Source organism: Shewanella sp. 3_MG-2023 (genome assembly GCF_030548765.1).
GTDB lineage: Bacteria > Pseudomonadota > Gammaproteobacteria > Enterobacterales > Shewanellaceae > Shewanella.
The window spans coordinates 24,971-36,523 of sequence record NZ_JAUOSH010000030.1 but is presented as its reverse complement, the minus strand read 5'-3'; the positions used below and the strand labels follow the sequence as shown (position 1 = coordinate 36,523).

General features: G+C 39.7%; 10 protein-coding genes and 1 pseudogene. 8 read left to right on the top strand and 3 right to left on the bottom strand.

Going from position 1 to position 11,553, the window contains the following annotated elements; all coding sequences use genetic code 11:
- Positions 1-8: 8 nt before the first annotated feature.
- From Q4591_RS15935 to Q4591_RS20180, 4 genes and pseudogenes are all read left to right on the top strand, one after another.
- Positions 9-554 carry an RNA polymerase sigma factor gene (locus Q4591_RS15935; protein ID WP_102440488.1) on the top strand — a complete coding sequence of 182 codons (546 nt, stop codon included), beginning with the start codon at positions 9-11 and terminating at the stop codon, positions 552-554.
- On the top strand, positions 551-1,168 hold the full coding sequence (locus Q4591_RS15930; protein WP_303461873.1) for a hypothetical protein: 618 nt from the start codon (positions 551-553) through the stop codon (positions 1,166-1,168). The genes Q4591_RS15935 and Q4591_RS15930 overlap by 4 nt, the downstream gene beginning before the upstream one ends.
- Complete coding sequence (locus tag Q4591_RS15925; RefSeq protein WP_241903591.1) at positions 1,165-2,136, top strand: DUF4097 family beta strand repeat-containing protein; 972 nt, start codon at positions 1,165-1,167, stop codon at positions 2,134-2,136. The genes Q4591_RS15930 and Q4591_RS15925 overlap by 4 nt, the downstream gene beginning before the upstream one ends.
- Before the next feature lie 30 nt (positions 2,137-2,166).
- Positions 2,167-2,238 (top strand): annotated as a pseudogene (locus Q4591_RS20180) (GlyGly-CTERM sorting domain-containing protein); the annotation flags it as partial.
- 160 nt (positions 2,239-2,398) lie between these two features.
- Here Q4591_RS20180 and Q4591_RS15920 read toward each other — a convergent pair.
- Together Q4591_RS15920 and Q4591_RS15915 are read right to left on the bottom strand one after the other, a co-directional pair.
- Positions 2,399-3,082 carry a Crp/Fnr family transcriptional regulator gene (locus tag Q4591_RS15920; RefSeq protein ID WP_102440467.1) on the bottom strand — a complete coding sequence of 228 codons (684 nt, stop codon included), beginning with the start codon at positions 3,080-3,082 and terminating at the stop codon, positions 2,399-2,401.
- A gap of 30 nt (positions 3,083-3,112) precedes the next feature.
- Positions 3,113-3,547 carry a DUF3069 domain-containing protein gene (locus tag Q4591_RS15915; protein WP_102440466.1) on the bottom strand — a complete coding sequence of 145 codons (435 nt, stop codon included), beginning with the start codon at positions 3,545-3,547 and terminating at the stop codon, positions 3,113-3,115.
- A gap of 1,180 nt (positions 3,548-4,727) precedes the next feature.
- Between Q4591_RS15915 and Q4591_RS15910 the strand changes: the two genes are divergently transcribed.
- The 3 genes from Q4591_RS15910 (at position 4,728) to queG (ending at position 9,934) form a co-directional block, all read left to right on the top strand.
- A complete protein-coding gene (locus tag Q4591_RS15910) occupies positions 4,728-6,623 on the top strand; it encodes a tetratricopeptide repeat-containing diguanylate cyclase (protein WP_303461871.1) in 1,896 nt (631 codons plus the stop codon).
- 3 nt (positions 6,624-6,626) lie between these two features.
- Positions 6,627-8,582, top strand: a complete 1,956-nt coding sequence (locus Q4591_RS15905) for a tetratricopeptide repeat-containing diguanylate cyclase (RefSeq protein ID WP_303461869.1) — start codon at positions 6,627-6,629, stop codon at positions 8,580-8,582.
- 179 nt (positions 8,583-8,761) lie between these two features.
- On the top strand, positions 8,762-9,934 hold the full coding sequence (queG, locus tag Q4591_RS15900) for a tRNA epoxyqueuosine(34) reductase QueG (RefSeq protein ID WP_241901051.1): 1,173 nt from the start codon (positions 8,762-8,764) through the stop codon (positions 9,932-9,934).
- Positions 9,935-9,971: 37 nt separating this feature from the next.
- Here queG and Q4591_RS15895 read toward each other — a convergent pair whose 3' ends face one another.
- Positions 9,972-10,190, bottom strand: a complete 219-nt coding sequence (locus Q4591_RS15895) for a dodecin (protein ID WP_076541563.1) — start codon at positions 10,188-10,190, stop codon at positions 9,972-9,974.
- A 346-nt stretch (positions 10,191-10,536) separates the two neighbouring features.
- Between Q4591_RS15895 and Q4591_RS15890 the strand changes: the two genes are divergently transcribed.
- Positions 10,537-11,469: a LysR family transcriptional regulator gene (locus Q4591_RS15890; RefSeq protein WP_102440462.1), complete on the top strand. Its 933-nt coding sequence runs from the start codon at positions 10,537-10,539 to the stop codon at positions 11,467-11,469.
- Positions 11,470-11,553: the final 84 nt, after the last annotated feature.

Genomic DNA, 11,553 nt, shown 5'->3' with positions numbered 1-11,553 from the left:
CTGGTGAAATCAATAATGCCTGCTTAGATGACGCTTTAGTGGCGAAAGCTAAGGGCGGCGATAAAGCAGCGTTTAAGCTACTTTATCAGCGTCATCAAGGCCGTGTGTATGCAATTTGTTTGCGTTTAAGTGGTAGCGCTGATCATGCCGATGAAATTTGCCAAGACTGCTTTGTCAGATTATGGCAAAAGCTAAATCAGTTTAATGGCGATAGTCAGTTTACGACTTGGTTATATAAGCTGTGTGTCCACCAAGCTATTAACAGCATGAAAGCAAAGCAAAGCTTTTGGCATCGATTTTTACCAGAATCGAGCTTGAGTGAGCATCATCAAAGTCTCAGCGAAAATCATCAAACGCAAAACGGCCATCAAGAGTATCACCGCCTTGATAAATTAATTATGCAACTGCCACAACGCACCCGCGTGGTGTTTGTACTGTGCGCAATTGAAGGTTATCAACATGATGAAGTTGCGCAGATTTTGGATATTGCCGTTGGCACCAGTAAAGCCCAATACCACAGAGCAAAGCAGATGCTACAGGAGATGTTGGCATGAAAAATAGCAATCAGCAGCAACAATTAACAAGGCTTATTGATAGCTTGCCAAAAGAGATCTCACCAAACAAAGATCTATGGCAAGACATTGAGGCGAAAATAAGCGCCCCAACAAATTCTTCAGTGCCATCAAAGCAAACTGATGCTGCAACTCAGTACCGCAGCGCTAACTCGCAATACTGGCGACATCTTGCCGTTGCCGCCAGTATTAGTTTTGTATTGGTATTAGGCTGGCTATTAACAAGCCCTACAGCACAAAAGCCAAGCCTTGAGCCTATCACCGTCACAAATGCCCTTAGCAATCAGTCTACTGAAGATTTAATTGCCTTGGTTGATCAAATAGCCCTGACCCATCAACAGCAAATTAATGGCTTTGATGACAACAAATATACTGTTGGCATGCAGCTTGATGACCTTACTAATCCATTCAATAAGGGTTATAGCGAATTGCAGCTTGCATCAAAAGAGATCCAAAAAGCCCTTAAAAGCGATCCCAATAACAAGCAAGTGTGGGATTTATGGTTATGGGTAATGAAGCGCGAAATACAGCTGTTACAACAGCAACAACGCACCCCAATTAACACGACTCCATCGACTCAAGGAAATTCCATATGAACAATCAAACTAGTCAGTTTATCAGCCGACTTATCATTGGCGGCAGCCTGCTATTCACAACAACACTCATGACATCAACAATGGCCTTTGCAGCACAATCCGTTGAACAAGAAATGACGGTTAATGCGAAACCACAAATTGAGCTAAAAGTGCAGCGCGGCAAAGTAGAGATCATCGGCTGGGACAAAGACCTCATCACAGTATCCGGTCAGTTAGATGAATTGTCTGAAGGGTTTATCTTTGAGCAAAAAGGCAATCAAATCACTATTGAAGATAAGCTACCCAACAGCTATCGGGGTCATGATGAAGATGGCTCAAATTTAGTCATCAAATTACCCATAAAGCTAATGCTTGAAGCTGAAGGGGTTTCAGCAGATTACAAGATTGAAAATCTGTCAGGCGAAATAGACTTGGCATTAGTCAGTGGTAACTTAAAAGCTAACCACATGGATGGCGACATAAAACTACAAACAGTGTCAGGCAATATTGAGTCAGACAAGCTCAATGGCAAGCTTGAATTAGAAACCGTTTCTGGCGATATCAAGGATAAAAGCTCTGCAGGCAAAGCTCAGTATCGCCTCGTCAGTGGCGAGTTAGAGTCTAAAGATAACCAAGTCACTAAGCTTAGTATCGATCAAGTATCAGGTGATATTGAAGGCAACTTTAGCGCGGTAGAAAAAATCAAAATTGTCAGTGTCAGTGGCGATATCGACATCAGTTTAAGCGCCAAAGTCACTAAGGCATCATTTGATACGGTTAGCGGTGATGTTGAAGTCAAATTCACTCAAATGCCTAACCTGACATTTGAGATTGATGGTGGCCCAGGTGGCGATATTAATAACGAATTAACCGATGATAAACCGCTAAAAACTAAGTATTCAGCAAGAGAAAGCATCCAATTTACAACCGGCGATGCCACAGGTAAATTTAGCGTTAATACCATAAGCGGCAATATCGAATTGAAGTAGCGTTTTTATCTTCATGCTGCAGTTACAGGCGCTAGCATGGGGATCTTAAGTCTGATATTACTCGGCACATTAGGCGCTAAACGTCGCCGTAAACTACACTAGGATAGCATTCCAAACTAGTGCTTGGGCCTTCTACAAAGAAGGCCCTTTTTTTTCATTTAACGCCAGCTCACAACCTAACCCGAATAGCAGCTATAAACCCGTCGAGATTGTGACAATTCACTCGTATAACATAGTCATTCGTTTTACATAATCACTCGTATTACATTGTCACTCGTAGCGCTAATAATTCTGACAACCTTGTATAATCTAAAATAATCATCTTGCCTCTGACTAAATCAATATAGCCATCTTCAGCCAACTTATTGAGTACTTCATTGACTCGAGGGCGACTTACATTGGCAATTTCACTCAGTTGCTGCTGGGTGATTTTTAGTTCAATAACGGGCAAATCAATCATGCGTTTAGCACGTACTAATTCTAATAAAAAATGAATGATACGTTCTTCAATACCATAAAATGACAAGTGCATACCTTGAACCAGTTTAGGGGTATTACGGCGCATAATGCTATAAATAAACTTATAAATCTCAGGGTTAATGTTAGCTAACTCAGTGAGTTCACATTTAGGGAAAAACAAGCTGTTGATCGGTTCCAGTTCATTGGTATAAAGACTAATTTTAGGGAAAATCTCAACCGCTACAGCCCCAACCCACATTTCTTTACCAAATATAAAACTCGCTAAAGGGCGGTTATCAGCACTGGTGGTGGCAAATGTACCCAGACCATCGATACAGTAAAAATACCCCCGTTCACTGTCATCAGCCAGTAGGTTACTGTATTTCTCAATGCCTTGATCATCGACAGCAATATCCATGATCTCAGCTTTGGTTCTTTCGCTCAATTCACAGGGCCAGTTTATTTGTTTACGTAACGCGAGTGTCATTTATTCTCCAGTCAAACATTTCAGCAAGCGTTAAGCAGACATAACTTGTTTAAAGCTATTAAGCATTGAGCGATCTGTACGTGCTTTTTTTAATTTTCTAATACTTTCTTTTAATGATTGCTCTGCCAAGCGGCCAAATACACCATCATATTCTTTTTCATCAATTTCTTTTTCTGACTCAGCCTCATCTGCAATTTCTTGGGCAACACGGCTTAACTGCATCCACGCATTGGCAATATAAAAACCATGAAACTCCGCCTTGGGCAGTAATTTTTGTGCACTCGCAGGCATTGCTTGCCAGCTTTTAGCAAATAACTCAGCCTTGTCTTCAATTAGCTCATTAAACAAACCTTCATAAGCCTCAAGTAAAGTCTCTGGTAATTTATCCATCGGCAGCACTTTATTAGCGACATTAAAAGAAATCTGCTTTGCTGTTGCTTTATACTCTTCGCTTAGTTGACTCATTAGTTTGTTCTCTATTTCAATGATTAAGTTAGCGCCATGAATTCATGTGATTAACGCAGTTTGAGTAACTAAGTCGCATTAACAGCACTTAAAATGGCACAGGCATAAGGTTTCTATCGCAGAAAATACTGCCATTAAACCTTTAAGCTTTATGTTATTTAGCAACAGACTAGTATAAACGATATTATCAACGCCTTTATAGGTTATAGACATATATATTGGTTGTTTTTGTGAAGCTGCAAATACCTACCCAGTCAATAATGTGATCTTATCCAGTTAGATTAAAAGTGGCCCGTTAAACACATAAAATGAATGCAAACAACTTGACTCATGAATGATGATGCTTTTAACATTTATCGACTCTTTTTAAGGTGTTTTCACTATGGTAAACACAGTTAACGAACTATATTAGCAACAGCTATTTTTAAAAGATGAAATAAACAATTAATCAGATTACCTCACAGTGCATTTAAACAAAAAAACGCGAGTAAATATTAACAAAAGCACAGGCTGAAGTGTTCTTTGTGTGACACATACTTATTTATTTACCCTTTTAAACAGAAGCTTAGCCATAACAGCGCTACTTATTCAGCTTTGATTGAACAAACCAAAATTTCTGTCATAATGTTGTGAAGCCAGTAAGTTAAATTAGCAATCTTTGATATAGATCTTATCTCTTTTTTTATTAACTTTTATGCCTGCTTAACGATTTATGCAGCTTTACGTAATTCGACATACCTAGATAGCTGCACCAGCAATAGTTACCAAGCTGATAACAATAAGTTAGTAAAGTTAAGTAAATTTATTGATACTCACCTGCAGAAAAAAGATATTATTGATCCTAGTGGCTAATTGAACTTTTTATATTGTTATCAAATACTAAATAATAAAATACAAAAATATTAATTCAGGGAAAAGTTGCATGGCCGATATTAAGCAAAGCGGCCAATTTTTAACCTGTAGCCTAACAATAAAAAGCACTGAGCACTGTTTTGCTCAAGTTGATTAGCACTTTTGTAAAAGTTGTGCTTAAAAGGATTGTTGCGAGTTAACAAGCCAGTTTACAGCCTTAGTTAACAAACAAAAACAGCATGAAGGAACTGCGTAAAGCAAGTATAAAAAATTGCATAATAATTATAATTCAACAATTAGCGTTTTTAACGGCCTTTACTGTCACAAGGTGAGTCGTTACATCAATCAGCTGCTGTTATTGTTGGTATTAGTCGGTTTACTGAATAGTGCTTCAGTGACTGCTTTTACTTTTGATAACAAGGCAGCTGATGACTTGTTCCATCAATTAAAAACAGAACAGATCACAGATTTACTTGTCATAGAGCAAACATTACTCAAACTCGAGAACATTATTGCCAGTAACGATATTGAGCGCCAGCAGCTGTTACTTACTGAGCAATGTAAAACCTTTATCTCCAGTGACAGTGAGCAAAACAACAACTTTATTACCACGACAAACAACATTGAGCAGCAATCTTTTTTTAGTCCACAAATTCCAATTTTGCTGAATTTATGTCGTTCAAAAGCATTCAGATACCTTGACCAACATAGCAGCGCGATTAAACTAAATCAGGCTGCACTTGAACAAGCCTTAGCACTAAATGACAAGCATATCATCGCCAAAGCCCATAATAACATTGCCAAACAAGCACTTTATCAAGGTCAGTTTTCCAAAGCGATTGATAGCTTCACTCAGTCTTTTGAGCTCAATCAACAAATAGGCTTACAGCATGCAGCTAGCTTAGACTTACTGAATTTAGCAGGTATTTACCGGCGCTCAGGCGATAACGAAAAAGCACTTTATTACTACAACAGAATAAAGGGTTACCTTAATAAAACCAAAGACTTAATGTTACTTGCCAATGTTGAAAACTCACTCGCTTATATAGAATTAGATCGCGGTGAATATCAGCAAGCACTGGAATACTTTGAAAAAGTCTATCAGGTCATCGAGGGGATCAATGATCCGCTTTACACCGCTAGAGTTGCGATTGATATGTCAGCGCCGCTGATTAAACTTGGCCGATTAGCAGAAGCAGAAAAGTGGCTAAATCAAGCTCGACCTTACATGACCCCCGAGATGTACTCTCACTATGGTTACATGCATAGTTATTATTTAGAGCTGCGCATGTTACAAGGCAACTATGCTAGCGCCTTTGAGCATTTCAATGCAGCAACAGCTAACTTTCAAAAGTATAATATGCAAAAAGGTTTAGCTATTAGTTATCAGTTAGCCAGTCAGTTATTTGCTATCCAAGCTGATTATAAGTCAGCTAACTACTGGCACCATCAGTTCTTAAGCATTCATAAACAACTCGATCAGTTAAGGCTGGACACCTATAATTCCGACATGAGACTCAAGTTTGACTCAGATAACCTAGAAGATAAACAAGCACAGTTAATTGAGTTCCAAGCGCTTAAAGACATTCAGCTTAATGCCGTAAAAACTCAGCAAAAATTACAATACACCGCCCTCGCAATGACATTTATCTTCTTGTTAATATTAGTTATTTTAATTATTAAGCTGCAAAAAAAGTCACAACAATATCGACAAATAGCATTAAAAGATCCACTCACCAACATCCCTAATCGCTTACATGCCTACGAGGTCATGCAAAAGCTGCTAAAGCAAAAAGTGCAATTTTCTATCTTACTTATCGACGTAGATCACTTTAAGAGTGTCAATGACCGATTCGGCCATGACATCGGTGATATAGCACTACAACTCATTGCTCAAACTTGTCAGCAAAATTGCCGCGAGGAAGATACTGTGGCGCGTATTGGTGGTGAAGAGTTTCTGATCATTATGCCAAAGACAAATATCGAGCAATCGATGATTTTCGCTGAGCGAATTAATCATAAAATGAAACTTGTGAACTCACCGCAGTTAAACGATAACTTGATATTTTCAGTCAGTATCGGCATTACAAGCGTGATTGATGAAAGCAGTATTTCTACTATTTTGAAAAAAGCTGATATTGCCCTCTATGAGGCAAAAAATGACGGCAGAGACTGCTATAGGCATTATCAATATCTCCCAAACATCATTAAAGGAGAGCATTGATATATGCACAGCGGCAATCAAAAAAGCCTTTTTCACGGCATTAATAAAAACCTGTTTATCCAAATGCTAGTTCGTAAGCCATTGCTCATTATTAGCTTAGGTTTAGCTATGCTCAGTATGAGTTTCTCAAGCTTTGCCAAAATAGAAAACCCTGAGTTTGATACACTCTTTAACGCCGCCGATCAAACCGATATTAACGATCCTAGTTTTCCGAAAATGGTTAAAGACCTTGAAAGCTTGCTCGATGTAGAAGATATCGAACGCACTTACTTGTTACTGCCTAAACAGTGTCTTAGTCATAATGTTTTCCATGGCGATGAAAATAAATTAGCCGATCAGTTCATTATTGATACCTTAAAAACTTATCCAGCAATGCCAGCAAGCACTCGAATAGAGTTAAAGCTCTGTGAAGCAACTATCATGCGTTACCGCGGCGATACCTCAGCGGCAAATGCCCTTATTCGTGAAAGTTTGTTAGCAGCAGAAGGGATTAACAATCGCCGCTTAATGGCTGATGCCTATTCACAGCTTGGTCAAATCGCCTCCTATACCGCTGATTTCGCGATGGCGCTGAAAAACTTATTATTGGCTCATGAGCTGTATAAAGAGTTTGATTTACCCACTAGACAGCACCTCAGCCTACTAGATTTAGCGGTCACTTATCGCCGTATGGGCGAAACGGACACCGCCCTAAAATATTATCTCCAGCTTGAGCAAGCCTTTACCAAGAGCAACCAGCTTGATTTAGCCATGATGGTAAAAATGGACATGGCCTATGCCTATGAAGATTTACGCCAATACCAAAAAGCTGCCGACCACTATTTAACCGTATTGGACTATTTTCAGACTATCTATACCGACCCTACATACCCTGCACGGGTAGCTGTAGATATGTCTTACCCACTTATTGAACTAGGCAAATATCAACTCGCCCTTGATTATCTCAAGGAATATGAAGATGTCATCGGCCCTAATGTAGATACTCATTATAGTTTTATGCAATTGTTCTTTGCCCAAGCTAAACATGGGTTAGGGCTCGAAGAGCAAGCAATACCTTACTTAGACAAGGCCACCGCAGGGTTTGAGCGCAATCACAATAAGCGCGGCCATGAAATGCTACTCAAATCAAAAATAGAGATATATGAATCCTTACAAGATTGGCAGCAAGCCTATGACGCACAAATTAGCCTGTATGAGATACATCAGCTAATTGATAAGGCGATGGAAAATCAAAGCAGCACTGAAATGCTAGTCAAGTTTGATAGTGAAAAAATTGAAGCTGAAAATGCTAAATTGATCGCATTCCAATTACTGAAAGAGCAACAGTTAGTCACCCAACAAGACAATAAAAGATTACAAATTATTGCACTAATACTGGGCGGTGCGTCATTAATATTACTGTTTATATTTACTCTCTACTCAAACAAGAAGTCGAAACAATTTAAACAGTTAGCATTGACCGATTTACTAACCCAGTTGCCAAACCGCCTTGCCTTGTATCAACAGGCAAATCAATTATTTAATAATGCCTTAATCAATCAGCAAACTTTGGCTATTGTGTCTTTTGATGTCGATCATTTTAAGCAAGTAAATGACACCTATGGTCATGACGCTGGTGATACTGTCCTTAAAACATTAGCAGAGATCTGTACTAGCAAATTACCAGCAAACGCAGTCATTGGTAGAGTAGGTGGTGAAGAGTTCTTAGTGTTATTACCGCAAATTCGCTCCACTGCTGCGATATCACTAACACAAGCGATCATCGAGGACGTATCAAGTCATGATTTCTCAGCAATTAACCCCGAGCTAAAGGTCACCATCAGTGCTGGGGTGAGCACTTATTATGATGAACAAACATTATCTGAACTGATAAAAAAATCAGACATGGCGCTTTACCAAGCCAAAAGAAATGGCCGAAATCAGCTATCGTACTACCATGATGACTCACAGAGGTTATAATAAAACAGTGGATCACTAACCTAGCGTAAATAGCTGTCATCATGCCTAATTCAAATATACCTCCTAATGCTAATCCAGCGGCTAATACTAATACAGCGCTTAATGCTAGGGAAAAGGAGTCTGCCACAACCCCCTCAGGACTATTACAGCCATTAGCGCATAAGCTTTCAGCCACTGAGATGGCGGAGTTAGCTTACTTAATAAAGAGCTGGGCGTTTGAATTAGGGTTTTCTCAGCTTGGGATCACCGATACCGATTTAAAAAGTGAAGAGAGCAAGTTACAACAATGGCTCGATAATGGTTATCACGGGGAAATGGGCTATATGGCCAGCCACGGCATGATGCGCGCTCGCCCCCATGAGCTTCACCCTGGTACCGTTCGCGTACTCAGCACCAGAATGGACTATTTACCGCCACAAGCGGGCTTTGCCACTAATTTATCAGACCCAAACTTAGGTTATATTTCTCGTTATGCAGGCGGCAGAGATTACCATAAACTGATTCGTAAACAGCTTAAAAAACTCGGTGATAAAATCGTGTCACACTGCCATAACTTAGGGCTTGATGGCATTGATTTCAGACCGTTTGTGGACTCTGCCCCAATCCTTGAACGGCCATTAGCGGAAAAAGCAGGTCTTGGCTGGACAGGTAAACATTCATTATTACTAAACCCTGAGGCTGGCAGTTGGTTCTTTTTAGGCGAAGTGTTAATTAACTTACCTTTGCCTGTAGATATTCCTATCCACCAAAGCTGTAATAGCTGCGTAGCCTGCATAAAATCATGCCCGACTAATGCCATATTAGACAACAATGTCGTCGATGGTCGCCGCTGTATCTCTTACCTCACCATTGAATTACAAGGCGTGATACCTGAAGAATTTCGCCAAGCCATTGGCAATCGCATTTATGGTTGTGATGATTGCCAATTAGTGTGCCCTGTTAACAGTAAAGCGCCGCTAACTCAGCAAACTGATTTTCATATTCGTAAACAACTGATCCAACCTGATTTACTAAGCTTGTTTGCTTGGACTGAAAAGCAATTTCTATCACTTACAGAAGGCAGCCCTATACGTCGAATTGGCCATAAAAGCTGGTTAAGAAACATTGCGATAGCCTTAGGTAACGCGCCGTTTAATCAGCAAATTATTGATGCGCTTAACCTACGCAGATGTAGCGATGAAGTCGATGAAATGGTCATAGAACATATTGATTGGGCACTAGCGCAACAAGCACTTAAACAGCAAGATTTAACCCCTGACGATAAAACAAAAACGGCGCCTAAAAGTCATTTAAGCCGTAAAACCTTGCGAGTGATCCGCAGTGTTGAAAAAGGCTTACCTAGAGACGCTTAAACCTTTTACTTATTGTCATCTTTCAGACACCACGTCTTCAATGAGGTGATTTCTGATCTAAAGTAAAACCGACTTTAATAGTGACTTGCCAGTGAGCAATTAAACCTTCTTCTAGGTGACCTCTGGTCTCAACAACCTGAAACCAACGTAAATGTTTAAGCGATTCATTAGCTGCTGCAATTGCATTTTTTATCGCATCATCAGAGCTGATAGGTGACGATCCTGTTAACTCAATAATTTTATAAGTGTGGCTCATTTGTGACTCCAGTCATTTTAAACTCAATCAACATAGAAATTCAGTAAAGCAATACCAGTCTGAGTATAGATAAGCCTAGCAAAACTGCGTAGTCGCAGATTAAAAACCTCAAAAAGCCCTCTCTCAATGACCTTTAAACTAGTGATCACTTATTAAAGTCACTTTTTATAAAATCAAAAGCTGTAATTTTCACGTCAAAACAATCACAAAAGTTAACAATGAGACTACATTTTCGTAAATAAATTACACAGGCGTCTGGACGTCTAGAAGTTTGTTGTGATAGTCTTGATACAAGCAACCGAATTGATTTCACCCGTAAGTTGAGCAAAATTCATGTGAGGATTATATGATAGAGCTGAGACACCTTCGAACTCTGATGGCACTTAAAGAGAGTGGTAGCCTTGCTGGTGCTGCGAAAAAACGCTTCGTAACTCAATCAGCGCTATCTCATCAAATAAAAGAATTAGAAACACGCATTAATTCGTCTATTTTTATTCGAAAGAGCAAACCATTATCTTTTACTCAAGAAGGCACTCGACTACTTAATTTGGCGGAGGAAATTCTCCCTAAAGTGATGGTGACAGAATCAGATCTGAAAAAAGGCCTTGATGGAGAGGCGCAATCTTTAAAATTGGGCATTGAATGCCATAGCTGCTTTCGCTGGTTAATGCCGGTGACCGAGGCCTTTAAACAAATCGCACCAGATGGCCGTATTGATTTATCTAGCCGTCATTTATTTGATTCATTAAATGCCTTAGCGCTTGGTGAGTTGGATATTGTACTCACTTCAGATCCAGTACCAGGGCATGCACTTGCCTATCAACATTTGTTTGATTTTGAAGTGAAGTTAGTCGTTTCAAATGAGCATCCTCTAGCAAAACAGCCATTCATTAAACCTGAGCAGCTCGCCAAGCAAACACTGATCACTTACCCTGTTCCATTGCAGCGCCTTGATATTTATAAGCACTTTTTAGAACCTGCTGGTGTTGAGGTGGGTGAACAAAAGCAATGTGACTTAACAGCGATGCTGCTTCAACGTATTGCCTGTAATGATGGCGTAGCGGCGCTGCCAAGCTGGTCAATTAATGAAGGCCATGGACTTAACTTAAGTTCTGTAAAACTTGGCAGCGAAGGCTTAAAAAGGCCGTTATTTGCAGCCTACCGCCTTAATACATCCAATACCCATTTAATTCAAAAATGGCTAACCTTAGTGGCTGCTGAAGGGCTAAAGTTACAAAGATTAAGTCAAAAGCACCAATCGCTCTTAGAATGTGCATAAACAAGTTGTGAAAAATCCATAAAAAATGCCACGATTAAGGTGGCATTTTTTATGTCATGGGATTAAATCAACTCGCTATACTAG